Origin of the sequence: Martinezella rhizogenes (assembly GCF_007002745.1) — a bacterium.
Classification (GTDB): domain Bacteria; phylum Pseudomonadota; class Alphaproteobacteria; order Rhizobiales; family Rhizobiaceae; genus Agrobacterium; species Agrobacterium cucumeris.
The window spans coordinates 160,732-185,815 of the sequence record NZ_SGNY01000011.1 but is presented as its reverse complement, the minus strand read 5'-3'; the positions used below and the strand labels follow the sequence as shown (position 1 = coordinate 185,815).

Genomic DNA, 25,084 nt, shown 5'->3' with positions numbered 1-25,084 from the left:
CACCCCTTACGCGATCGAACGCTGCGCGAGTTCGGGATGACCGAGCGTTTCATAGGTCTGATCCAACGACCGATTCTCAGCCTCCGCATATAGGGCAAGCTCGTCTTGCACAGTGCTACCGAGACCGTTTTCAAATGCATCTCGGTTCGACCGTTCAGAGTAGTTCTGCTGCGCGTCGGTACCCAGGTTCGACTGGAAAATGCCTGCCGCGCTGACGGGGAGAAAATCTTCGTAAACGATCGGGTCGAAGCGGATAAAGCCGGCGTCGATCAGAGCATCGAGCGTTGTCGGCAAGCGGTCGTGAGGCGAGCAACGACTCCCCTTTTCTGTTGTCGAGTACCGGAAATACGCCAATTCCTGTTTTCGCAGATCGGCCCATTCGTCGGGAAACTCACCGAAGGTCTCGGTCAGTTGGACATTGTAGTCTTTTGACTTACCTCCGGATGCCCCGACCTGTACATCGCGCCGGACCGCCGCAAGAAGATCGTCGTAAAGCTTGCGGCCCTTCGGAGTCAGCGCGACACCGCGCTGCTCGATCTCGCCGAATCGCGCGGTGTGCATTCCGCTCGACTGCTGGTCCTCGGACGGCTTGAAATTGATGCCCTCTTCCAAGGCCTTGAAACTCGTCTGACGCAGGAGGATCGCGCATTTGCGCCGCGGCGGCCCCTCGATTACGGCCTTAGGGGAAATCCCGCGCTTCGGCATTTCTGCCTGGACGGCATCGATATCGAGCGTGCGCGGTGTCAGGTGGTTGATGTGCGGCCCTTTGAAGCTCACGACGTCGGCGATAAGGCGATGGGCATCATGAAGGCGTTTGTATGCGGCAAGCGTAACGGTGGCATCGTTGTGCCAGCGAAATGTCTCAAGGGCCTCGCGGACGAAATCGTCGGCGTCGGCATCGCTCAGGCCGCCGTCTGCCTCGGCCTTCTCAACCAGAGCCAAAGCCGGCGCCGTGAAGATCTGCCGGCGCCCGAGAATCTCGGCGGCCTCGGCACGAAGGGCTTCGTCCTCGATGAGTTCGAGACGAAGGAGCGACGTGAACACACGGAAAGGATTGCGGCTCAACGCTTTATCGTCAACCGGACGAAACGCCGTTGAGTGGACGGGAATGCCGGCAACCGAAAGGTCGTAGTATCCTACCGGATACATTCCCATGACCGCGAAAACGCGCCGGATATTGAACAGCTCTTCAGCCGTCCCGAGACGGATCGCGCCGTGACGCTCGATATCAAGACGATCCAGCTCGTCATTTCTGACCATCGCCTCCTGAAGCGCAGGATCATTCGCCAATGTCGCATCGTTCACGTCCGAAACGAGTTCCATCAAGGTCCCATATTGCGGCACCTCATTGCGATACATCTCGGACATCGCTTTGGAAAAGCGTGTACGAATGTCGTCGGGATGCGCGAATTGCGTTGTCATAACGGCCTCCTCTGTCGATGCCCTCATTCCCGGGGCTCATGATGCAGAGGAGTATTCATCCGGAAAATGCCAACAGCAATCAATCGATCCGTCAGATGTCATTCCGCTTGGGAATAGGACCAATCAACGTTGATCCGCTGTCTCCGCTAGAATCCATTTCTTGAAAGCCTGCAGCGGAGGATGCGAAGCACGATCGGAGGGCCAAACAAGATAGTATGCCTCTGCGCTTTTCATCTGGAGGTCGAGGGCACATACCAGCTTCCCAGACGCCAGCTCTTCCTCGATAAGAAACCTCGGCAGCAATGCAACCCCAACGCCGGCAACCGCAGCTTGAGTTGCCGTTGCGAACTGATCGAAGAGCATGCCATGGACGGAATCGGGCGATACGCCATTGATCACCATCCAACGCTCCCAGGCATCTGGTCGGCTGGAAAGATGCAGGAGAGGCGCCTTCCGAACATCGGCCGGCTCCGAAAATTCGAACTGATCCCGCAGTTGCGGACTGCAGGCTGGCACCACGATCTCGTGACGAAGCAGCGCCAACTCCCCGCTGCTCCACTCTGGTCGGCCGAAATGAATCGCAGCGTCGACAGGTTCCAAACGGAAATCGAACGCGGTGATTTTTGTGACGAGATTAATCGTTATGCCCGGATTCTGTGCCAGGAACTCCGGAAGACGCGGTGCGAGCCACCGCGTGCCGAATGTCGGGAGGATTGCGAGATTAAGCGTCCCTCCATAGGGATTTGCCCGGAGATTGAGCGAAGCCGCGCTGATCTTGAAGAGAGCGTCGCGAATTTCACGGGCGTACCCCTCTCCTCCGATCGTCAATTTGATCGTCTGCTTTTCCCTGTGAAAGAGCTCCACGCCGAGTTGATCCTCCAGCGCGCGGATCTGTCGACTGACAGCGCTCTGAGTGAGGTTCAATTCTTTGGCCGCCAGGGTAACACTTCCAGTTCGAGCAGCCGCCTCAAAGGCGGCCAGCCAGGAAAGCGGAGGCAAAAAACGGCGGGGAAGTTGCAAATTGGTTCCTCTTAAATGCGGGCTCCAGCCAAGTGAGCGATTTGTGCACCCAACTCGTAAAAGCCTTCCTTTGCTATACGCAACGTCTGCGGCCGCACCTCGGTCACCGGCAATGGAAGGTCATCATCGTTGATTTCACCGCAAACATAGGACGCAAGGACGCGACCGAATGCTGTACCCGGCGCAATGCCACGGCCATTGTAGCCGCTAAAACCAACCATGTTATCCTCATACTTGTGGAAGCGCGGGACGGCATCGCTGGTCATCCCAATCTGCCCAAACCAAGCAAACTCAAATTCGACTTCGGCAAGCTGCGGGAACAATCGTTTCAAGGACCGCCTCGCCCAAGCCTGATGGATAGCATTGCCAGTATTGCGCAGGGCTCCGACACTGCCGAAGATCAGTCGGCCACGCTGGTCCATGCGGAATGAGGAAAGAATTTCCTTGGTGTCCCAGCAGCCTTCGCAATTCGCCAAAATGCTTTTGCGGAGATTGGACGACAGAGGCTTCGTTGCAAGATTGAAATAGGGAAGGTGAACCTGTTCCTCGCGAACAGCCTGCCATGGACCCGTCGAATACGCATCGGTTGCGACGATAACCCATCTCGCAGTCACTGATCCGCGCGGTGTCGTGACCTGCCAGCCATCACCTTGTCGCTCGTACGACACGACCGGGCTGCGCGTGAATACTTGGGCTCCGGCATCCATCGCTGCAGCAGCCAGTCCGCGCACATAACTCAAGGGTTGCAGCGTGCCAGCGCGAGGGTCGAACAACGCCCCGGCATAGGCGGGCGATCCGGTTCGGCGTCGGGCCTCCTCAGCATCCAAAAGCTGCAGCGGCGCCCCACGGGCCGTCCACTGGCGATGACGTTCCTCCAGTTCCTTAAGTCCTTGCGACCCCACCGCAAGGTGCAGGGTTCCATTCTTCTCGATCTCACAGGAAATGCCCTCTTCCTCGATGATCCTGCGAACCAAAGTCGGGGCATCGGAGAGAAGGCCAAGGCAGCGTTCCCCGTACTTCGTCCCAAGGACGCCGGGGATGTCGTCAGGCATCACCCACATGCCGCCGTTGATCAGTCCGACATTACGCCCGGCACCGCCAAAACCGATTTCAACAGCTTCAAGAACGACTGCTGTCATTCCGCGTTGTGCCAGGTGAAGCGCCGCCGACTGTCCGGTAAAGCCCCCACCGACGATCGCGACATCGGCAACAACGGCGGCTTCGAGTGCTTCGGTCTCTCGGGCCGGAGTGGCGGAGTGCTCCCAAAGTCCATGGGATCTAGGGTTATTCAGCATGCGACGGGCTTTCCTAACTCATCCGTTTATAATTGCATAATACCCCGGTCTCCCAGTCAGATATATGCAGGTATGCGCAATAGGTCTTTCCGATTCAGAATAAGCGTCACACTTGCAGACCTGCTATTTCGACGGCTGCCGTGTTGCGGGATCGTCGTTCGATTGCCCGGTTTGGATCGGAGGCGTTATGTCCATGCCGTTTGCCACGGAGCATCCGCTCCGCAGAAACTTACACGAAGAGTTACACGCTCGACCATCTCTCTACTTCGACGGTGATACGGATGTCTGGCATGTCGCGATTGTCGAGTGCGATCGATCATGTTTGACGTCCTTCACCTCCGGCCTTGAAGACGTGTCAACCACCGGGCAAGGCTGCCACGGCATCGGCCGCTTGGAAAACGGCCGACTCAAATGGGAAGCGCATACCGAATTTGTTACTCTCACTTATCTGATACCGGCAGACTCCGATTACGCCAATAAGCTCCCAAGTATATTCGACTACATTGAACGCCTGGGTGGAGAGGTTATTAGCGCGACGCGCGTCATCGTCCGCGACGAGAATGACAGTAAACCACATAGTCAACCAGCTGACGACTTTGTCGCTTCCAAAGTGGGAGGCGGTGACGCGGAGGTTTGTTCGAACTTCCAACTGAGCGAAAGCGGCTTCGTCGAGCTGCACTTTTTTAATCGAAAGCTCAATGCCTACCGCACGGGTCGTATGGTGCGGCGATTGTTGGAAATCGAGACCTATAGAATGATGGCGCTGCTCGCCGTTCCGGTTACACGCGAGACTTTGGAGAAAATCGTACAGTTCGATGCGCGGGTTGATCATTTGATAACCCACATGCAGACCTCCGCCAAGGTCGATAAAGCCCTTCTTTCTGATGTCACAAAGCTATCGTCTGATGTTTTAAACTACTCGTCAAACGCGAGAACACGATTTGGTGCAACAAAAGCTTACGCTGACATCGTAAATAGGAGGTTGGTTGAAATTCGAGAGGAGCGCGTCGAACAGCGCCAACGTATCTCCACCTTTATCGAGCGTCGATTCCTGCCGGCAGTTCAATCGGCGAGCGCTGCGGAACGTCGACTCGCTGAACTCGGCGAACGTGTTGCACTAGCAGGAGACCTGCTACGAACAACGGTCCAAGTTCAACTTGAAGACCAAAATGCGTCGCTTCTTGCTTCGGTCGAAGAGAGGACGCGAGTACAGGTCCACATCCAGCAGGCTGTCGAGGGCTTCTCCGTAATCGCGATAGCATATTACGTAATCGGCCTCATCAAAATATGTCTCGAGGCAGCTGTAGAGCTTGGTCTCAACCCACATTTAGCGAAGTTATCAATCCTTTTCGCATTACCTATGATCGTGCTTTTGCTATCGGGAATAATCAGGCGCGTCAGACGAGCCATCACCGCGAAAACACCAAGTTGAACCATCGCGTTGTGTTTGCCTAGCAAACGTTATCGGAGGCTCACTAAATTTGGTGAATCAGCCAATCTCGGAAAAGTGCCGCGCCGCTTTTCGGCAACCTCTGAGCTGACATGATGAGATGCACAGACTGACCGGATTGATAGATCTCCTTCAGTGGCGCGACCAGCCGGCCGGCCTCTAGGTGCTCCTGCACCAGATGTTTCCAGCCGAGCGCGATGCCCTGCCCGCGCACCGCCGCCTCGATTGAGCCGAGTGCGTCGGTAAAAACGAAATCCTGCCTTAGCCGCGCCACGGACACCGAATGACACTCCAGCCATTCGCGCCAGGCAAGGCGCGTACGGTGCCTCTCCTCGAAATTCAGAAGCGTGTGCTTAAGCAGGTCGGCCGGTTCGACGATCGGGCCGAAGTCCCGAAGATAGTCAGGGCTGCATACCGGCAAGATCTCTTCGTTGAAGAAATGCCAGGATTGGAGTCCCGGCCATTTGCCATCGCCGAGGCGTGCTGAAACATCGATATCCTCTTCCACGAGGTCCTGATCGTCGCGGCTGCTTTCCTCGATGCGCAACGGTACGTCCGGATGCTTAGCCTTGAAATCCTTCAGTCGCGGAAGCAGCCAGAGCTGCACGAAGGCGGCCGAGAAGGACACCCGCACGACGTCATTGGAATGTTTCTTCTGGAGCGAGGAGATGACCATGTGCAGGCGGTCGAATGCGTCCTGTGTCTCCCTGTAAAGCCGCTGGCCGTCCGCCGTCAGCTCCAGCCGCGTATGCTCGCGGCGAAACAGTTTCAGCCCCGTTGCCTCCTCCAGCAGCCTGATGGTCTTACTCACGGCCGGTTGGCTGACATTTAGTTCCTGCGCGGCCGCAGTAAAGCTGCGCCTGCGGGCGGCTGCCTCGAAGCAGAACAGGTAATTGGCGGAGGGGACAAGAGAACGAAGCCGGTGCATAATTTGAAGTTATGCCGTTGAAGAATTTTTTGCAAGATTACAACGGCCACTGGCGTTTGTAGGGTTGGACAAACCAATACGAGGGAACCTCTTCCATGCAAACTCATGCTCGCGCCGTTGTCATCGGCGGTGGTTGTGTCGGCGCCGCCATACTTTACGGTCTTACCAAGCGTGGCTGGACCGATGTCGCGCTTCTTGAGCGCACCCAGCTGACGGCCGGATCGACCTGGCATGCCGCCGGCCTCATTCCTTCCTATGCCCGCAACATCAGTATCGGCCGGATGATCGCCAAGACCATCGAGATCTACGAAGGGCTGGAAGCGGAAACCGGCCAGCATGTCGGCTGGCACAAATGCGGCCAGCTGCGCATCGCCAACACGCGCGACCGTCTCGACGAATACAAGAGCTATATGAGCGTTGCCGCCGTGCAGGGCATTCGCGCCGAACTGGTCACGCCGCAGGAAGCGCGCGAACTCTGGCCGCTGCTCGAAAACAACAAGGACATGCTGGCCGCGCTCTACCATCCCGACGACGGCCATATCGCGCCGGCCGACGTGACCCAGGCCATGGCCAAGGGTGCACGCGACCGCGGCGCCAAGATCTACCTCAACACCGAGGTCAAGGGTTTCGAGCGTCTGCCCGGCGGCGAATGGAAGATCATCACCAACAATGGCGAGATCATCTGCGAGCATATCATCGCGGCGACCGGCAATTATGCCCGCCAGACCGGTGCGATGCTGGGTCTCGAAATCCCTGCCATCCCGATCCTGCACCAATACTGGATCACCGATGCCGTGCCAGAGATCGTGGAGCGCAAGCGCCAGGGCTTGCCGGAAATGCCGATCCTGCGTGACGAAGGTTTTGAGGGTTATCTGCGCGAAGAGGGCGATGGCCTGATGTTCGGTCCCTATGAGAAGACCGAACACCTGAAGCTCTTTGCCGAAAACGGCGTGCCCGAATGGTTCGGCGCCGATCTGGTCGAAGAAGATTTCGATGCGGTGGCCTGGAACTGGGAAGCTGCCATGGAGATGGTCCCGGCGCTCGGCCGTGTCGGCATCAAGGCCAATGTGCGCGGCCCCTTCCAGATGACGGCTGACGAGCTGCCGCTGGTCGGCCCGGCCTGGGGGCTCGAAAATGTCTGGATCGCCGAAGGCGTGCCGGGCGGCATCCTCTGGGGCGGCGCGATCGGTTATTATCTCTCCGAGCGTATCGTCGAAGGCGCCAACAGCCTCGATACCTCCGAGCTCGATCCCCGCCGTTTCGGCGACTATGCCAACAAGGAATGGACACGGCACAAGGTCAAGGAAAGCTGGGGCACCCATGCCGAGCTGCATTATCCCGGTCAGGACATGCCGGCCGCGCGCCCGCAGAAGACCGCCCCATCCTACGATATCCTCTCGCAGCGCGGTGCCGTCTGGGGCGTCCTGAACGGCTGGGAAGTGCCGAACTGGTTTGCTCCGCACGGTGTTGAAGCCAAGGACCAGTATAGCTGGCGCTGGACACAGAAAGGCCATTACGTGGCTGAAGAGGTGCGGGCGGTGCGCGAGGCGGTCGGTCTCGTCGAAATGACGCCGATGACGAAGTTCGAAGTGTCCGGCCCCGGTGCCGAAGCCTGGCTCGATACTATTCTCGCCAATCGCCTGCCGAAAGCCGGCCGCGTCAACCTAAGCCATCATCTGACGAAGAACGGCGGCGTGCAGGCTGAATATGTCGTGGCGCGCCTTGAAGACGGCAGCTTCTACTTGATCTCGACGCCGCGCGCCGAGCGCTGGAATTTCGATGACCTATCGAAGCTTTTGCCGAAGGACGGCAGCGTGCAGCTGCGAAACGTCACCAACGAACGCGGTTGCTTTACTGTCGTCGGTCCGAAGGCGCGCGACGTGTTGCAGGGTCTGACCGAGATGGATCTTTCCAACGAGGCGTTCCCATGGTTCGGCGTCAAGTCCGGTACGGTCGGCCTGGCGACGGACGTGCGGATGCTGCGCGTCAACTATGAAGGTGAACTCGGCTGGGAACTCTATCACCCGCTGCCCTACCAGCGGCAGCTGCTGCAGGCGATCCTTGCGGCGGGTGAGCCGCACGGCCTGCGCCTCATCGGCTACCACGCGCTGGAATCGCTCCGCCTCGAAAAGTCTTACCGTGCCATGTATCGTGACATGAACCCGGAACTGACGGCCTGGGAAAGCAATCTCGATCGCTTCATCCGGCTCGACAAGGGCGATTTCATCGGCAGGGAGGCGCTTGTTCGCCAGAAAAAAGAGGGCATCAGGCGGCGCTCGGTCACGATCTCCATCGATACCGATGGCGCAAGCTCGCTGATCTACGAGGGTGTCTATCACGAGGGCAAGCTGGTCGGCCGCATCACGTCGGGCAGCTATGCCTATACGCTCGGCCATGACGTCGCCTTCGCGCTGCTGCCACCGGAACTCGGTGTCCCGCGCACCGAGGTTGAAGTGCCGATCCTCGGCGAGATGCGCATGGCGCGCGTACTGGAAGAATCTCCCTACGATCCGCAGGCCCTGCGCGGCCGCATGTGATCGTCAACGTTATCTGAGGAAACTAGAATGATGAAAATCTTGGTCACGGTCAAACGTGTTGTCGACTACAACGTCAAGATCCGGGTTAAGCCGGATGGTGCGGGTGTCGAGCTTGCCAATGTGAAGATGTCGATGAACCCGTTCGACGAGATTTCCGTTGAAGAGGCTCTGCGGCTGAAGGAAGCCGGCAAGGCTGAGGAAGTCGTCGTGGTTTCGGTCGGCCCGGCCAAGGCGGAAGAAACGCTGCGCACGGCACTCGCCATGGGTGCCGACCGCGCCATCCTCGTTGAAACGGACGATGCCGTCGAGCCGCTGGCCGTTGCCAAGATCGTCAAGGGCGTGGCGGAAGCCGAACAGCCCGGCCTGATCATCGTCGGAAAGCAGGCGATCGATGACGACAGCAATCAGACCGGCCAGATGCTGTCGGCTCTGCTCGGCTGGACTCAGGGTACATTCGCCTCCAAGGTCGAAATCGGTGCCGACAAGGCGACCGTGACACGCGAAGTCGATGGCGGTTTGCAAACCATCGACATCAAGCTGCCGGCCGTGGTGACTACTGACCTGCGTCTGAACGAGCCGCGGTATGCCTCGCTGCCGAACATCATGAAGGCCAAGAAGAAGCCGCTCGACAAGAAGACGCCGGCTGACTTTGGCGTCGACACGACGGCACGGCTGAAGGTTCTTAAGACCGAGGAACCAGGCGGCCGCAAGGCGGGCGTCAAGGTTAAGTCCGTCGCAGAGCTGGTTGACAAGCTCAAGAACGAAGCCGGCGTGCTCTAACCGGAAGATTTGAGGAGATTACATCATGGCCATTCTTCTTCTGGCTGACCACGACAACACCCACCTGTCCGACCAGACCGCCAAGGCGCTGACGGCGGCTTCCAAGATCGCCAGTGGGACTGGAGTCGACGTTCATGTGCTCGTTGCCGGCTCCAAGGCCGTCGCCGATCAGGCAGCCAAGCTTTCGGGCGTAGCGAAGGTTCTCGTTGCTGACGACGCAGGACTTGCCAACAATCTGGCCGAGCCGCTGGCAGCGCTGATCGTTTCGCTGGCTGGCAACTACGACACGATCATCTCGGCCGCGACCTCGGTCGGCAAGAACGTGCTGCCGCGCGTCGCGGCCCTGCTCGATGTCGCCCAGGTCTCGGAGATCATCGAGGTTGTCTCGGCCGACACCTTCAAGCGTCCGATCTATGCCGGCAATGCCATCCAGACGGTTCAGTCCACCGATGCCAAGATGGTCGTCACCGTTCGCACCGCCTCCTTCGCCTCCGCAGCGGAAGGTGGTTCTGCTTCGGTCGAGGCCATCTCGGCTGCGGCTGATCCGGGCCTTTCCACCTTCTTGAAGAATGCCCTGTCGTCGTCGGATCGTCCGGAACTGACGTCTGCCAAGATCATCATCTCGGGTGGTCGTGCGCTGAGCTCGTCTGAAAAGTTCCAGGAAGTCATCCTTCCGGTTGCCGACAAGCTCGGTGCGGCCGTCGGTGCCTCGCGCGCTGCCGTCGATGCGGGCTATGCCCCGAACGACTGGCAGGTTGGCCAGACCGGCAAGGTGGTCGCACCACAGCTTTACATCGCCTGCGGCATCTCCGGTGCGATCCAGCATCTGGCCGGCATGAAGGACTCGAAGGTCATCGTCGCCATCAACAAGGACGAGGAAGCCCCGATCTTCCAGGTCGCAGACTACGGCCTCGTCGGCGACCTGTTCGAACTGCTGCCGGAACTCGAGAAGAGCTTCTAATCCCTCAGTCTCCACCCGCGAGAAGCGGTCGCAGCATCGCGTTGCGGCCACGAGCCCTGTTGTCTGCGAGAACCCAGCCATGCCCGCCTATGTCCTGACCATCTCCTGCCAGTCCACGCGCGGCATCGTCGCCTCGGTGACCGGTTATCTCGCCGGGATCGGCTGCAACATCGTCGATAGCTCGCAATTCGATGACCTGCAGACCGGCCTGTTCTTCATGCGCCTGACGTTCATGTCGGAGGAGGGGGCTGATCAGGCTGCGATCGAAAAAGGCTTCAAGCCGGTCGCCGACACGTTTGCGATGAACTGGGAACTGCACAACAGCGAACACCGGATGAAGGTGCTCCTGATGGTCTCCCGCTTCGGCCATTGCCTGAACGACCTGCTTTATCGCTGGAACATCGGGGCGCTGCCGATCGACATCGTCGGCGTCGTTTCAAACCACTTCGATTACCAGAAGGTCATCGTCAACAACGACATCCCCTTCCACCACATCAAGGTGACCAAGGAGAACAAGCCGCAGGCCGAAGCCCGGCTGATGGAAGTGGTCGAGCAGTCCGGTGCGGAGCTGATCGTGCTTGCCCGTTACATGCAGGTGCTTTCGGACGCGGTCTGCAAGAAGATGTCGGGCCGGATCATCAACATCCACCATTCCTTCCTGCCAAGTTTCAAGGGTGCCAATCCCTACAAACAGGCCTATGAGCGTGGCGTGAAGCTGATCGGGGCTACGGCTCATTACGTGACCGAGGATCTCGATGAAGGTCCGATCATCGAGCAGGACGTTGCCCGCATCACCCATGCGCAATCACCGGACGATTATGTCTCAATCGGCCGCGATGTTGAAAGCCAGGCTCTGGCGCGTGCCGTCCACGCCCATATCCACCACCGCGTCTTCATGAACGGCAACAAGACCATTGTCTTTCCGGCAAGCCCTGGATCCTACAAGTCGGAGCGAATGGGGTGACAAAATAAGTGGTAAATAGTTGACGACACTAGTAGCTTTTTTGTCTCGCGCCTTGAAAGGATCCTAACTAAGGACCACCGAGAGCTGCAGCCGCAAAATCAAAATCTAAGGCGTTGCAAAATCAGCAAAACGACTTCGCCCAAACCATGAACTGGTTTTGAGCCTGGCAAGCGGGATCCCACGACTGTCTCCAGGCACCGGCGCAGCTAACCGATTTCCCGCTCGGTAAGATGCCTCGACATATCGAAATTCAGGCCGAGACAAAGTCCGCGACAGCCGTCGGCAGGGTCGCCAGCCAAGGGGAAAGAACTCGACTGCTGTGGGTGCGCCCCTAAAACAGCCGGCACGCCAAAAACGTGGCGGCGTGACATCAACCAGCTGGCCTCCTAGGTTCTCCCAAACGCTGTGATGTTGGGCAAATATGATTGGCACGCCGCCGTCAGTATCGCAGCGCCCAGAGCAATCGAATGCCCCCGGCAGTTGCCGGGGGCAAGCGTCGCGCGTGGGACGGGGCTATTTCAGCGCTTCAGCAGCCTCTTTGATTGCGGCGACAGCGCATGCCTCGTCGAGATTCGCCCCTGGAGCTCCACCGACGCCAATCGCGCCAATCACCACGTCGCCAGCCTTGATTGGCACGCCCCCCCCAAGCACCAGAAAGCCGGGAATGTTGACCACTTGGGCCGAAGCTGGATTGTTCGCGGCATTCTCCGCCAGCTTCGAGGTTGGTATCCGCAACGATGCAGAGGTGAAGGCCTTGGCGCGCGAAGAGTCAACGGTGTGCGGACCAGCGTTGTCTGCACGAACGAGGGCGCGAAGGACACCCGCACGATCGACGACGGCCGCACTCACATTATACTTGTCTGCGGCGCAAGCTTCGACTGCATTACTCGCCATTCGGACGGCGAGGTCTGAAGGGATATTCTTTTCGGTAAGGAGATCGGCCTGGGCCGCGCCGATCGTGGAGCTGAAGGCGAATGCTACTACGAGAAAACGTTTGATCACAGTGTGGTTCCTGGTTTTGGTTGGAGAAGCGTCTGGCTTTCCCGGCACAAGTCGTACTTAATCGACTTCCATCACAGAATCCGCGTTGCCACCATGCGGTGTAGGTAGAACTACCTATTGCGTCGTCTTGTTGGTGAGTGTCAACCGCACGAAATCGGCTACCGAACTGGTCCCGAGTTTCCCGGCAATTTTTGCCCGATGTGCATCGACAGTACGCACTGAGACGCCGAGCGCTGCTGCAATTTCCCTGGTCGCCCATCCGTTGGCAATCATCTCGAGAACTTCGCGTTCGCGGCCCGTCAACTGCGCCAACTGCCGTCGGGCCTCGCACCTCTCCAGCCGCGCATCCAGGTTTTCAAAGGCCTGCTGGAGCGCCGCGAACAAAACTTCGCCATCAACCGGCTTTGTAAGAAAGTCCTGGATGCCGGCTTTGAATGCACTACGGCAGGCGATAACATCACCGTGGCCGGTGATCATAATCGTGGGCCAGTCAATGCCGCGGGCGATCAGTTGCGCGTGCAGTTGCAGCCCGGAAACCAGCGGCATACGCAAATCAACGATTAGGCAACCTGGCTTCTCCTTGTTGATATGCGCAAGCAATGTCTTGGGGTCACCGAAGGTTTCGGCGGTGACTCCGTAGGTATCTAGCAGAAAGGCGATCGCCTCTCTGACGGCTTCGTCGTCATCGACTAGGTAGACCTTATACTTGCTCACGATGCATCGCTCTTTGACGCGCGCGGCAACGTAATGGTGAACGTTGCCCCTCCGCTTGAGGAATTTTCGGCTTCTATTTTGCCGCCGATACGTTCGACCAGCGTCGCGCACAGCGACAGCCCGAGCCCCATCCCCTCAGGCTTTGTGGTGAAAAAGGGGTGGAACAGTTTTGACAGCGCCTCGACGGCGATGCCTGGTCCGCTGTCGCTGACAATGATTTTGGCCTCGCGGCCCACTGCTCGCGTTTCTATGCGGATGAGCGTTGCTTGAGAGTAATCTCCTTCCAATGCGTCAGCCGCATTACGTATGAGATTGTGCAGCACCTGTTCCAGTTCGATGGCGTCGGCGACGGCATCCAGTGGTTCCGGCGTGAGGCTGTACTCGAGGCGGATGCCGCGGTGCTTCAAATCTATGTTGGTTAGCGCGATGATTTCTTTGACGATCTCATTCAGCGAGCACTGAACCGGTTTCGGCGCCTTGTTGGAAGCATAGTCGCGCATCCGCTTTAGCAGTTCTCCCGCTCGCTTTGCTTCCCGGATGTTTACCTCCAGCGCACTGGAAATGCGTTTAATGTCAATTACGTCTGCACCGGCCAACCTGAGCGATGCTTGGCTTCGGCTGAGGATCGCTGTCAGTGGTTGCGTCAACTCATGAGCGATGCCAGACGCCATCTCACCCATTGCATTGACGCGCGAAGCATGTGCAAGCAATGTTTCCCGCTCGTGCAGCGCCGCGCGGGCCTCGGCTTCCTCCATCTCCCGCTGCAACCGCAGCGTTGTCGATCGCTGCCGCAGCGCAAACATAGCCGCAATCAAAGCCAGCGCGGTCATGACGCCAAAGCCGACCGCGTGCCTTGCCGGCAGCAGCGCTGCAAGTGGCACGGACCGATCAAGCAACAACGACAGCCGCTGATTTTCGCCGTCGATGACCGATTCAAAATGTAAGGGAGCAATAAACGAAGCGGCTGTATCGACGCCGTCCTGTGCTGGAAGATCGAGCAGGAGCTTTCCATTGATCATCAGGCGAACCCTGGCCCATGCGGGCCGTTCCTCGGGATCGGACAGAAGCCGGGCATCGATGGAAAGCACCACTGCGGTTTCCGAAGGCAAAGATGCCCTTTTTGCCAGGAGATATCGGCCGTTTCGATTTTCGTAGACGGCAATTTTACCACGCTCCTGTTCCGCGAATGCACCGCGTAGCGCCGCCAGATCCTCGCTTCCGCCTTCTGGCACTCTCAGCAGCACTTTCACCCTGTGGTCCTCGGGCTCGCCGTCGCCGAGCGAGATAAGTTCGATCCAAGCGATACGGGGATAAAAGCGGATGATGGTTTCCATCACGTGCCGAACGGCGCTGAATGGAGCAGGCTGCGCCCCGCTGGTAACCGCAATGAGGCTGGTCATGTGTGCGTCGTGTTGTGCCACGCGCTGGGAGATCAACCGGTGCAAGGTCTGGCCGGCCGCTTCCAACTCACCGGCCAGCCGTTGCTTCGAGGTTTCGAAGGAATAAAGTGCAAACCCTGAAACGGCCACGAACCACAGTCCAATGCATACGAGCCAGTGTTTAGAAGTGGTTGTGGTCACAAGAATCCAATCGCGGCCTGAGAGCACCCGACACCCTCGTCCTTCACATAGTTCAAAGTACCTGTAATATCCTGCTCTGCCCTTATCAAAATCGTCCGCAGTCGACCTTCATCTTGTCGCCGGTGATCGCCGAGCTGAGGTCGGAGGCATAGTAGAGCGCCGCGCGACCTACCTCTTCCGGCGCGACCCAGCGTCTGAGCGCGGCCACATCGGTATAGTTCTCACGCTCGATTTGTTTGATGGGACGGCTCTCGGCCTCGGCGCGTCGTTTCAGGATGCGATCCATGTTCTCCCCCGAGACTGCTCCTGGCATCAGCGCGTTGACGCGCACATTCACCGGCCCCAGTTCGCGCGCCATGGTCTCCGTGATGCCGATCAGCGCGAATTTCGACGCTACATAGGCCGAGCGCATCGGATAACCCTGAATTCCCATGAGAGAGGACATGTTGATGATCGAACCGGATCTCTGCGCGCTCATGATCCGCGCGGCTTCTTGCAGGCAGTACATTGCACCCACGAGATTGATGTTCATGCAGGCAACCCATGCAACCATATCAACCTCGGCCACCGAGGCGATCGGACCTGGGCCGCCGGCATTGTTTAGCAGCACATCGATCCGGCCGTTGATCTTCAACGCGCTTGCGAACATGGCTTTGACCTGCTCTTGGTCAGACACGTCGCAGGCAATGGCGTGGCCACCAATCTCCTTCGCCACGCGCTCCAGCGGCTCCATGCGACGCCCGGCAACCACCACGGTGGCACCGGCATCGGCAAAGATCCTGGCGGTGGCCTCACCTATGCCGCTACCACCACCGGTGACAATGGCTAGTTTGCCGTCCAAGCGGCAGTGGTCGGTCGAAATCTGGCTCATGTCGTTTCCTCCTCAAATCTACGGGCGGGATCGAAGAGAGGCAGTTCAGGCTCCCGGCCCAATATGAAATCTCCCATCAGCTTGCCGATATAGGGGCCGATGGTGTAGCCGCCCCGGACACAGCCTAGGACGAATGCGTTCCCGACGCCGGGAAGCGCACCTGCGAGCGGGTAAAAATCGGGTACGTTGGCCTCGAACCCCGTCCAGCTTCGCAACACCCGTGCCTTGGCCAGCGCTGGCAGTGCGTATTGCGCCAGCGCAAGGTTGGGTTGCACACTTTCTGCCATGACTTGGCCGCGCCCCTCCTGCGGCGCGCCGCGCCCTTGCCAGCCGCCGCCGACGAGGACGGAGCCGTTGGGCTTTTGCTTCATGGTGAGCAGTCCAGTTGCGTGGCCTATCACGCTGGAGACCAGCGGCGGCATTCGCTCGGTCACCGACACGGTGTTGATCCGGGCCTGAACCGGCAACTCCACACCCAGCAGTGCCGCGACGGGCTTCAGCCAGGCCCCCGCCGCTAAAAGCAGGCGCTGGGCATGAACCTGGCCGTCAGCCGTAGTCAAGGTAAAGCCTTTCAACCCACGCTCGATTGCGGTCACCGGGCAACGTTCGCGGTACGCGATCCCGGCGTCGCGCAGTCGCCGACGGAAATACTGACCCGTCAATGATGAATTGGCATAGCCGTCTTCGGGACAATAGCTCGCAGCCAACACCTTACGGGTCAGGCCCGGTTCCGCCTCGCGGATTTGCCGGTCCGAGACAAACGTGATCGGGGCTCCCGCCACGGCCTTGAGCGTCTGGCGCTCGTGCAGTAACGCGGCCTCCCGTTCGGTGAAGGCCAGGGTATAGCCGCCGGTCTTGTGAAAGCCGACAGCCTCCCCCATTGCTTCCCATTCGTGGTGGCCCTTCAGCGCATAAGGCATCAGCCGGACGCGCTTGATCTGCAGGCTCAGCGTGCCGGCATTCACGCCCGACGCCCCCTGCCCAAGATCGCTTTGATCCAGAACGAGGGGCTGCATTCCCCCTTCGCCCATGCGAAGCGCGCTTGCGCAGCCCATGATACCGCCGCCGACAATGGCTATGTCATAGGTTATGGTCATAGCGGTGCGGGCTTTGGGATTGGCAGGTCGGAATAGTTGAAGTCGCCGGCTAGCGCTTCAACGGGCACCGGGCGCAGAGGCGGCCGCGGTGTCGGGGGCGGCACGTCGGCCTCGCCCCCACCCTCGGCCTCAGCGATCATGCGGGACACGGCGGTCTGGCAGAACTTGCCCCCGCAAGGACCCATCCCTGCACGGAGGCCTGACTTCACGGCATTGGTACTACCAGCGCCGCTGGAGATCTCTGCAACGATATCAGCCCGTGAGAGGCTTTCGCAGCGGCAAACGATGGTCTCATCGGTGGTCAGCCGCGCAAGCCCCGCGCGGGGAAGGCTAAGGCCAGTCATCGCGGTGCCGAAGCGGGCCGCCCGTTCGTAGACGGCGCGTAGGCGGTCGCGTTCGCCCTTGGTATCGGCGCCTAGATGCTCGGCGGCGCTTAAACCGGCCAGCCGGCCGTGAACTTCTGCCGCCGTCGAGCCGCGAATGCCGGTGCCATCACCGCACAGGAAAATACTAGCGATGTCGGTTGTTCCGTCCACGCCGTGTAACGGTATCCATCCGCCTAAGCGGGGGCTATGCTCCAGTCCCAACCCTGCCAGTTGCGCGGCCTCGGTGGTCGGGGTTAGTCCGTTGCCGAGGCACAAACTGTCGCCTTCGATGCGTCGTACTGCACCAGTCGGCGACCAGTCGGCGGTAAGCTTGCGGAATTCGACACCGGTGACCTGGGTTTCGCCTTCAACCCGTGTTACCGCATGGCGCCAGTAGATCGGTACGCCGCTCAGGACCAAATCGGCGATCCAACGGCCGCCGCGCAACAGCAGATCAGGGCGTGATGCCATCGCTGGAAGGCAGCGAAGCCAGTCACCCCGGCTGTTGGGGGTAATGACTGCGGCTACCTCACCACCCAGACGGCGGATTTCGGATGCGACGTAGAATACCAGCGGCCCGGTGCCTGAGACGACCGTGCGTTTGCCGGGCAGTACCAGTTCCTGCTTGAACAGCGCCGTCGCGCCCGCCAATCCCAGCACCCCCGGTGTCGTCCAGCCGGGCACCGGCTGCACGAATTCGCGTGCGCCGGTGGCGATGATCAGGGCGCGCGCGTGCAGAACGTCACTGCGGCCCTGCCGCAGCAGGTAGAGATTCGCGCCCCCTTCGCACCGTTCGATCTGCCAGACCCGTGCCTCACTGAGATGGGTGACAGAGCTTTCGTCGACTTCCTGGCGCAGCCGATTTCCCGCCACAGTTTCAGGCGTAGCGGGAGCTTCCAGAATAGCGGCGCTCTTAGCGCGCCAGACCTGACCCCCGACTCTGGGTTGCTCGTCGATCAGGGTGACGGAAAAGCCATGGCGCGCGGCGGCCAGTGCAGCGTTCGCTCCGGCAGGACCTGCTCCGATCACGGCGACATCGCTATTGTGCATCATGATTGCCGCCTTAACGAGGTGACTGCCAATCCTTGCGCGACGGTAGATCGGCAGCTTTCGACCACCATACCGTCGATACGCACGACGCATTCCTGGCACAGCCCCATGCAACAGAACAGCCCGCGCGCTCCACCATCTTCGGGAGCGTCGCGCAGGTGCAGATGGCCGGCCCGCATCAGCGCGACCGCCAGACTTTCGCCGTCGTGGCCAGAAACCCCAGTACCGTCGAAGGTAAAATCCACTAACGGCGTTCGTCGAACATGGCTGGACTGATCGGGCGTGAGGCGCATCAGGAATAGCTGATCCCAAGCTGGTCGAAGGTACGTTTGATCTTGTCGATGTCGTCTACGGTTGCAGGCATGACCGGATCGCGCGGAACGCCCGCGGGCAGGCCGATCAAGTTCAATGCCGCCTTGAAGGACGCGGGCCATGTGGCAGTACCCATCAGCAATTCATAAAGGACGGTAAGCTGGTAATGGGCGTGGCGCCAGATCGCATCAGGGGCACCGGCGCCGACGGTCGCCATTTCGGACGGCTTCAGGTCTGTGAATTCAGGGCCAGTGGCGATGAAGCCTTTGGCCCCGAGCGCAAAATTCGGCAGGATATAGTGGCAAGGACCAGTCATCACTGACATCTTGTCGCCGAGGCGCTGCAAGAGATGGGTGTGGTAGAAGAAGTCACGCTGACTTTCCTTGATGCCTATGACATTATGGTTGTTCATCAGGGTTTCGGTCTGGTCCACGCTCAGTGAAAAACCCATCCGGCGGGGCGAGTTGTACAGCACAAGCGGCTTGGCCGTCGCCGCCGAAACTTTGTCGAACCGTGCCATGAGCTCCGCCTGAGACGCTTTCAACACATAGGTCTGAGGCATCGATAGTAGCGCATCCGCGCCGTTCTCCTCGGCAGCTCTGACATAGGCAAGGGAAGCGGCGATCGTGGGAGCGGAAATGCCCATCATCACATATACGCGGCCTTTTGCGGTATCCTTGGCCAGTCGCACCAGCCGGCCTCGCTCAGCCGCCGACAGCGCCCAGCTTTCGCCGTTGTCGCCCGCGATGCAGATGGTGGTCGCCCCGCGATTGATCAGGAACTCGAACAACTCGACAAAGGCGTCTTCGATGATCTCGCCCGTGTCGCTGAAGGGCGTGACGATGGCGGGCACGTAGCCGTAGAGGTCTTCTTTTTTCATTGAACTAGGATCCCTCAATCAGGAATGTCGACGGTGAAAACGGTGCCTGTTTGGGCATCGACAATGAAAAGGCGGGTCTGGTCGTCCGGGTGGAAGGTCACGGAAGTTGTCCAAAGCCCTTTAGGCAAGCGAACCTCGGCGATCGGGTCGCCGAGCTCGTCGAAAACATACGCTCGCCCGGCCTGCGCCTGCGCCACGGCCAGCCAACCCCGGGCATTGGTGGCCAGTCCGTCTGGCCCTAATCCGCCGGAGAGTTGCAAGAAAGTGCCCGCCATCGGCTGACCCATCTCGGGCAGGCAGGTGGACAACCGCCAGACCTGGTTGGCACGGGTCGCGGCAATATAGAGCCAGGCGCCGTCCGGCGACAGGCAAATCCCGTTGGAATAGGGGACGCGATCGAGCAGCAGGCGCATGTCGCCCGCGGCCGAAATGCAATAGACCCGCCCGCGCGGATCGCTCAATGAGGTGCGGCCACTATCGGTGAACCAAAGCGTGCCGTCCTTTCCATAGCACATATCGGAAAGCCCAAGGAAAGACTGGCCTTCGAAGCCGGTCGTCAGCACGTTGTAACTATCATGACCGGTCAACTCGATTAGTCCTTGGCGGTAGTCCACCGCGATGTGGCGACCGTCCGGTGCTATGCGCATGGCATGGGGTTCGCCGTCGATCCGGTGCATTACTTCCCACGCGCCTTCGGGCGAGACGCGGAACACGCGGCCATAGGGCACGTCCGAAAGCCACAGGCTGCGCGCCTCGTCAAAGAAGGCAGCCTCGAGGAAAGAATGGATCGGCTGCCCCGGGCGGGTCATCTTGGCCCAGGCAGACGGCTCGCCCTTGTGGCGTAACTCCTCCGGCAAATAGAAGGCCGGTTCTGCGGTCAGCCGGAGAGTCATTGCATCACCCCAGAATTCCGAAGTGCCGCGATCTCTTCCGGACTATATCCCAGACCTTCCAAAATCTGGTAGTTATGGTGCCCCAGTTTGGGCGGCGCGCCAGTTAGCATCGGACCGCCGAGGCTCATCCGATAGGCGGCGAGCGGCAGGGGGATCGAGGGATCGTCGGGAGACGGTGCGAAATAGCCCCGTGCTGCAATCTGAGGCGAGGCAACGGCCTCCTCCAGCGGCAGGATCTTTTCGGCAGGAATGTCGGCGGCTTCGAGAACCGCCTGCCATTCCTCTGCGGTGCGCTCGCGGAATACCGGCTCGAGCGAGGCGCGGATCGCGGCTGAATGGCTCTCGACATCGTTCCAGTCGCTGACGCCAGCGAGAAGTGGAATATTATGACCCAGCGACGCGAGGCACGCGCCGAGCTTGCGATATTGTGTCGGCTTGAAAGCCCCCAGCATCAGGCGGCCATCCGCCGTGTCAAAGGCCGAAATACCCGCCTCGGGAACCTTCAGCCTTGCCTCGGGGACCTGTTTCGATGCTGCTTCCGGCGCCATTAGCGACAGCGCCACCTCCAACATAGAGGCGCTGATATGGCATCCCTCCCCTGTACGTTCGCGTTGCAGGAGCGCGGCGGAAATGGCGAAAGCAGCAGAATAACCAGCCGCGTAATCGACAAAGGACACTCCTGGCTTCTGGCCGTCGCATTGCGCGATGGTACCCGAACTGGCCTGAATCGTATTGTCATAAGCGCCCTTGGTTGCCCTCGGCCCCGTTTCGCCATACCCGGTCATCGAACAGTGAACGATCTTCGGATTGCACTTTCGCAAATCCTCATAGCCCAACCCGAAGCCATCCAGCACCCCGGTGGAGTAGTTCTCCAGAAAGACATCTGCTCTTTCGACCAGCTTGAGAAGCGCCGCACGCCCCGGTTCGGCGCGGAAGTCGAGGGCCAGCGACTTCTTATTGCCACCCTGCACCTGGTAGGTCAGTCCTATTCCGTCCGCATTCAATGCAGGCAAAGGACCGCGCCCGCGCGCGCAATCGGGCGAGTGGGGCAGTTCGACCTTGATAACCTCTGCCCCAAGCAATGCAAACTGATAGCCACAGAACGGCCCGGCGAGAACCTGCGATACCTCGATAATCCGAAGGCCGGCCAAAGCGCCCATGACGACAAACTCCATATTTCCACCGCGAGAGGAAATCGCTTGAGTCCTTTAATGTTGTTTAGTATACAAAACGCTGTTCTATATGCAAGACGGAATCGAGCCCATGTCCCACGTGCTGCACCGCTCTCTCGACGCGACGCTTCCAACTGTTGTCGGCGGAGACGGAAACTTTCTGATCGACGAGAGCGGTAAGCGCTACCTGGATGCGTGCGGCGGCGCCGCTGTGTCGTGCCTCGGCCACGATAACGAAAGGGTCAGGTCCGCCATCAAGAGACAGATCGACCGGGTCGCGTTTGCGCATACGAGCTTTTTCACCAACGAACCGGCCGAGGAGCTTGCGAGTTTCCTTGTGGAACGCGCACCCGAAGGCACAGGCGATGGTCGGGTGATGTTTTTGGGCAGCGGATCCGAGGCGATGGAGGCGGCGCTGAAACTTGCGCGGCAGTACCATCTTGAACGCGGGGAAGCCGCACGTACGCGGATCATCGCACGGGCCCCCTCATATCACGGCAACACACTGGGAGCACTGGCGACCGGGGGGCACGCCGGCAGGCGGGCACCCTTCCGGCCGCTGTTGATGGACGTCGGTCACATCGACGCCGCCTATGAATACAGGATGCGCCACGACGGCGAATCCGAGGCTGCATTCGCAGAGCGCATGGCGAACCTGCTGGACCAGCGCATCCGCGAACTTGGTCCCGACACCGTCATGGCCTTCGTGGCGGAGCCGGTGGTCGGGGCTTCGCTCGGCACGCAACCCGCTCCGAGAGGCTATTTTCAGCGCATTCGCGAGATCTGTGACAGGCACGGCGTTCTATTAATCGCCGACGAGGTCATGTGCGGCATGGGGCGCACCGGCAGCCTTTTCGCGCTGGAACAGGAAGGTATAGCCGCTGACATCACAACGCTTGCCAAGGGTCTTGGCGCGGGATTCCAGCCGATCGCCGCCGTCATGGCCGCCGAGAAGGTCGTTGCCGCGATTCAGAACGGTAGCGGCCTTCTTTGGAACGGACACACCTATATGTCCCACGCCGTCGCCACTGCCGGCGCGCTTGCGGTGCAGAAAGTGATCCAGGACCAGAACCTGCTTGAAAACGTCAGGGCGCGCGGGGAACAGCTGCGTGACGCGCTTAACGCACGGTTCGGCCAAAATCCCAATATCGGTGATGTCAGGGGCCGAGGTTTGTTCTGGACCGTAGAGCTGGTAGCGGACAAAGCCTCAAAGGCGTCCTTTCCTGCCGCAGCGAGGCTATCGCAAAAGATCCAGAGAGCCGCGCTTGATCTCGGCTTGATGTGCTACCCGGCGCAGGGCTGCGCCGATGGGACGAATGGAGACCACGTCCTGCTCGCCCCGTCCTATACCTCGACCCCGGACGAGATCGCGCGCATCGTTGACCTGCTCGCGCGAGCGGTCGAAACGGTTCTTAACAAGGTGGAGAAGTGACATGGTCAAGAAAACCATCCTGACAGCCGCCATCACCGGCAATTTGATGTCGCCTGAAAACAGCCCGCATTTGCCGATCACGCCGAAACAGATTGCCGAACAGGCGTTGGACGCTGCCAAGGCGGGAGCCTCCATCGTGCATTTGCATGTGCGCGATCCCGAGACCGCCAAGGGCTCAATGCGGCTCGAGCTCTATCGCGAACTCGTGCAGCGGATCCGAGAACAGGATGAGGAGGTCATCCTCAATTTGACCACCGGTGAGGGCGGCCGTTTCATCCCCTCTGACGACGATCCGCAGATTGCCGCGCCCGGCTCGACGCTTTGTGCACCCGACAAGCGCGTGGCCCATGTCGAAGAGCTGCGTCCTGATATCTGCACGCTCGACTTCAACACCATGTGGTCGGGTCAAGCTAGCGTCATCAACACGCCACGTAACCTGGAGATCATGGCAGGGCGGATTTACGCGGCCGGCGTAAAGCCTGAGATCGAGATCTTCGATTCCGGCGATTTGCACATGCTGAAGGATTTCCTTTCGCGCGGCGTTATCAAGAAACCGCTGATGGTGCAGATGGTGTTGGGCGTTCGCTTCGGCGCGGTGGCCAACCCCGAGACCATGGCCTACTTGGTCAGTCAGTTGCCGGAGGAGACGGAATGGGCAGCCTTCGGGATTGGACGGATGGCCTTCCCGATGCTAGCGCAAGCCTTCCTTCTGGGCGGTCACTGCCGCATCGGGATGGAGGACACGGCCTATATCGAGAAGGGTGAATACTGCCGGTCGAACGCGCAACTGGTGGAAAAGGGCACTTCCATCATCCACAGCCTTGGCGGCACGATCGCCAGCTCCGGGGAGGCCCGCACTATCCTTGGTCTAAGCTGATGTCAGCCAGGCCCGCCATATCCCATCTCGCGCGAGATTTGCAACGCAGTCGCCCGGGTTTCGGGGATGTAGAAGCTATCAAGCCGATCGAAGTCGAAGCCGGTGTCCGGCCCAGAGATATTGATGCATGCGGCAACCTTCCCGCTGTTGTCGCGCACTGGAACCGCAACGCTGGATCCGCCGGGTTCCCGGAACCCACGCGAGACGATAAAACCTTGGGCGCGCACCTGATCGACGCGGGACTTGAGCGCTGCGGCGTTGGTCGGAGTGTGCTCGGTATAGGCGGTCATCTCCTGCCCCTCGCAAAACGCCTCAAGCTCGTCATCGCTCAGCGACACCAGAAGGCACCATCCGATCGCCGATGCATAGGCGGCGGTGCGCGTTCCCGTTACCATATTCGAGACGAACCCCGTGCGCGCTTGATGGCTCCCGAGATAGAGAACGTCGTGACCCTCAAGCACGCTCAGATGGGCGCTGACGCCGGTCTTGTCCCGCAACGCCGAAAGATGCGGGCGTGCGATTGTCGTGATCGGCAATTGATTGAGGTAGGCGAAGCCAAGGTTCAAAACCCGTGCGCCCAATGTGTAACTGTTGGCCTGTTCTGCCTCCTTGAGGAAGCCCATCTGCCGCAGCGTATAGATCAGGCGAAATACCGACGACCGGCTGAGCTTCATCACCTGCGAGATTTCGCTAAGCGACATCGGCTTGCCCGCCTCGCCAAGGATTTCGAGAACGCGCAGCCCCCGGTGGAGGCCAGGGACGAAGTATATGGAATGGTTGGAGGATTCGCTCACGCGTCGGGCCAGTCTTTTGTCAAGATTTGCGCCGACGTTTTATATCTAAAACCGGATAGGTTCAACGGAGGAAATTCAATGACACAGGAGCATCGAAAAGAAAATGCCCTGGCACCGACCAATGAAGACACCTGCGGCCCCTATTTTCCGATCTATTTCGGAGATGAAAGCCTGGAAGATTTGACCCGCATTCATCCGGGCGTGATCGGCGGGGCCAGCGGGCAGCGTATCATCCTTCGCGGCCGCGTTCTGGACCGGCATGGGGATCTGGCCAATGGTGTCGTCATGGAGTTCTGGCAGGCCAATGCCAAGGGGGTGTATCGCACGCCAAGAATGGCGGGGCACGCCGATATCGACCCTTGGTTCTACGGCTACGGTAGGCTTCGCAGTGCCAGCGGGGAATATTCCTTCCGTACCATTCTTCCCGGCGCCGCCGAGGGCCGAGCGCCGAACATCACGGTAACGTTGTTCTCAGACGGGATAAGCCGAATCGTCACGCAGGTCTTCTTTGCCGACCAACCCGGCAATGACGAAGACCCGTTGCTTTCCGAACTGGACGATGCGGATCGCTCACGGCTGATCGCGCGACCGGACGGACGCACGGTGGACGGGGCCGAGGTCTATCGTCTGGATATAGTGATGGCCGGGGAGAATGAGACCCCGTTCTTCGACGATTTCGAAAGCTGAT

General features: G+C 59.7%; 23 protein-coding genes. 8 read left to right on the top strand and 15 right to left on the bottom strand.

The annotated features are described in order from the left end of the window. Positions 1-6: 6 nt before the first annotated feature. The 3 genes from hglS to EXN68_RS24735 form a co-directional block, all read right to left on the bottom strand. A complete protein-coding gene (gene hglS, locus EXN68_RS24745) occupies positions 7-1,422 on the bottom strand; it encodes a 2-oxoadipate dioxygenase/decarboxylase HglS (protein ID WP_142843385.1) in 1,416 nt (471 codons plus the stop codon). 123 nt (positions 1,423-1,545) lie between these two features. Next, a complete protein-coding gene (locus EXN68_RS24740; RefSeq protein ID WP_142843384.1) occupies positions 1,546-2,442 on the bottom strand; it encodes a LysR family transcriptional regulator in 897 nt (298 codons plus the stop codon). Positions 2,443-2,453: 11 nt separating this feature from the next. Then, positions 2,454-3,737 (bottom strand): NAD(P)/FAD-dependent oxidoreductase, encoded by a 1,284-nt coding sequence (locus EXN68_RS24735; protein WP_142843383.1) that lies wholly within the window; start codon positions 3,735-3,737, stop codon positions 2,454-2,456. A gap of 193 nt (positions 3,738-3,930) precedes the next feature. Between EXN68_RS24735 and EXN68_RS24730 the strand changes: the two genes are divergently transcribed. Next, positions 3,931-5,169 (top strand): DUF3422 domain-containing protein, encoded by a 1,239-nt coding sequence (locus EXN68_RS24730; protein ID WP_142843413.1) that lies wholly within the window; start codon positions 3,931-3,933, stop codon positions 5,167-5,169. Positions 5,170-5,212: 43 nt separating this feature from the next. On the opposite strand, the gene EXN68_RS24725 is transcribed toward EXN68_RS24730, so the two are convergent. Continuing rightward, entirely contained in the window at positions 5,213-6,115 is a 903-nt protein-coding gene (locus EXN68_RS24725; protein ID WP_142843382.1) for a LysR substrate-binding domain-containing protein, read from the bottom strand. Positions 6,116-6,210: 95 nt separating this feature from the next. Between EXN68_RS24725 and EXN68_RS24720 the strand changes: the two genes are divergently transcribed. The 4 genes from EXN68_RS24720 (at position 6,211) to purU (ending at position 11,357) form a co-directional block, all read left to right on the top strand. Beyond that, entirely contained in the window at positions 6,211-8,652 is a 2,442-nt protein-coding gene (locus EXN68_RS24720; protein WP_142843381.1) for a GcvT family protein, read from the top strand. A gap of 30 nt (positions 8,653-8,682) precedes the next feature. After that, the gene (locus tag EXN68_RS24715) at positions 8,683-9,432 is read left to right on the top strand and encodes an electron transfer flavoprotein subunit beta/FixA family protein (RefSeq protein ID WP_142843412.1); all 750 of its coding nucleotides are present in this window, start codon (positions 8,683-8,685) and stop codon (positions 9,430-9,432) included. Between the two features lie 25 nt (positions 9,433-9,457). Next, positions 9,458-10,393 carry an electron transfer flavoprotein subunit alpha/FixB family protein gene (locus EXN68_RS24710; RefSeq protein WP_142843380.1) on the top strand — a complete coding sequence of 312 codons (936 nt, stop codon included), beginning with the start codon at positions 9,458-9,460 and terminating at the stop codon, positions 10,391-10,393. A 79-nt stretch (positions 10,394-10,472) separates the two neighbouring features. Next, complete coding sequence (gene purU / locus EXN68_RS24705; RefSeq protein WP_142843379.1) at positions 10,473-11,357, top strand: formyltetrahydrofolate deformylase; 885 nt, start codon at positions 10,473-10,475, stop codon at positions 11,355-11,357. A 513-nt stretch (positions 11,358-11,870) separates the two neighbouring features. On the opposite strand, the gene EXN68_RS24700 is transcribed toward purU, so the two are convergent. From EXN68_RS24700 to EXN68_RS24655, 10 genes are all read right to left on the bottom strand, one after another. After that, positions 11,871-12,359 (bottom strand): GlcG/HbpS family heme-binding protein, encoded by a 489-nt coding sequence (locus tag EXN68_RS24700; protein ID WP_237681484.1) that lies wholly within the window; start codon positions 12,357-12,359, stop codon positions 11,871-11,873. A gap of 114 nt (positions 12,360-12,473) precedes the next feature. Beyond that, complete coding sequence (locus EXN68_RS24695; RefSeq protein WP_142843378.1) at positions 12,474-13,073, bottom strand: response regulator transcription factor; 600 nt, start codon at positions 13,071-13,073, stop codon at positions 12,474-12,476. Then, the gene (locus tag EXN68_RS24690; protein WP_142843377.1) at positions 13,070-14,602 is read right to left on the bottom strand and encodes a sensor histidine kinase; all 1,533 of its coding nucleotides are present in this window, start codon (positions 14,600-14,602) and stop codon (positions 13,070-13,072) included. Before EXN68_RS24690 ends, EXN68_RS24695 begins: the two co-directional genes overlap by 4 nt. A gap of 136 nt (positions 14,603-14,738) precedes the next feature. Continuing rightward, entirely contained in the window at positions 14,739-15,524 is a 786-nt protein-coding gene (locus EXN68_RS24685) for an SDR family NAD(P)-dependent oxidoreductase (RefSeq protein WP_142843376.1), read from the bottom strand. Further along, complete coding sequence (locus EXN68_RS24680; RefSeq protein ID WP_142843375.1) at positions 15,521-16,621, bottom strand: NAD(P)/FAD-dependent oxidoreductase; 1,101 nt, start codon at positions 16,619-16,621, stop codon at positions 15,521-15,523. The genes EXN68_RS24685 and EXN68_RS24680 overlap by 4 nt, the downstream gene beginning before the upstream one ends. Next, positions 16,618-18,039, bottom strand: a complete 1,422-nt coding sequence (locus EXN68_RS24675; protein WP_142843374.1) for an NAD(P)/FAD-dependent oxidoreductase — start codon at positions 18,037-18,039, stop codon at positions 16,618-16,620. The genes EXN68_RS24680 and EXN68_RS24675 overlap by 4 nt, the downstream gene beginning before the upstream one ends. Then, complete coding sequence (locus EXN68_RS24670) at positions 18,036-18,329, bottom strand: (2Fe-2S)-binding protein (RefSeq protein WP_237681483.1); 294 nt, start codon at positions 18,327-18,329, stop codon at positions 18,036-18,038. The genes EXN68_RS24675 and EXN68_RS24670 overlap by 4 nt, the downstream gene beginning before the upstream one ends. Then, positions 18,329-19,228, bottom strand: coding sequence for a dihydrodipicolinate synthase family protein (locus tag EXN68_RS24665; RefSeq protein ID WP_142843373.1), 900 nt, complete (start codon positions 19,226-19,228; stop codon positions 18,329-18,331). Before EXN68_RS24665 ends, EXN68_RS24670 begins: the two co-directional genes overlap by 1 nt. Positions 19,229-19,242: 14 nt before the next feature. Next, positions 19,243-20,121 (bottom strand): SMP-30/gluconolactonase/LRE family protein, encoded by an 879-nt coding sequence (locus EXN68_RS24660; protein ID WP_142843372.1) that lies wholly within the window; start codon positions 20,119-20,121, stop codon positions 19,243-19,245. Then, complete coding sequence (locus EXN68_RS24655; protein WP_142843371.1) at positions 20,118-21,296, bottom strand: CaiB/BaiF CoA transferase family protein; 1,179 nt, start codon at positions 21,294-21,296, stop codon at positions 20,118-20,120. The genes EXN68_RS24660 and EXN68_RS24655 overlap by 4 nt, the downstream gene beginning before the upstream one ends. Before the next feature lie 88 nt (positions 21,297-21,384). Between EXN68_RS24655 and EXN68_RS24650 the strand changes: the two genes are divergently transcribed. Next, complete coding sequence (locus EXN68_RS24650; RefSeq protein ID WP_142843370.1) at positions 21,385-22,725, top strand: aspartate aminotransferase family protein; 1,341 nt, start codon at positions 21,385-21,387, stop codon at positions 22,723-22,725. Between the two features lies 1 nt (position 22,726). After that, the gene (locus EXN68_RS24645; RefSeq protein ID WP_142843369.1) at positions 22,727-23,602 is read left to right on the top strand and encodes a beta-keto acid cleavage family enzyme; all 876 of its coding nucleotides are present in this window, start codon (positions 22,727-22,729) and stop codon (positions 23,600-23,602) included. Between the two features lie 2 nt (positions 23,603-23,604). Here EXN68_RS24645 and EXN68_RS24640 read toward each other — a convergent pair whose 3' ends face one another. After that, the gene (locus EXN68_RS24640; RefSeq protein ID WP_142843368.1) at positions 23,605-24,396 is read right to left on the bottom strand and encodes an IclR family transcriptional regulator; all 792 of its coding nucleotides are present in this window, start codon (positions 24,394-24,396) and stop codon (positions 23,605-23,607) included. 78 nt (positions 24,397-24,474) lie between these two features. On the opposite strand from EXN68_RS24640, the gene EXN68_RS24635 reads away from it, so the two are divergent. Then, positions 24,475-25,083 (top strand): dioxygenase family protein, encoded by a 609-nt coding sequence (locus EXN68_RS24635; protein WP_142843367.1) that lies wholly within the window; start codon positions 24,475-24,477, stop codon positions 25,081-25,083. The last annotated feature ends 1 nt before the right edge of the window (position 25,084 follow it).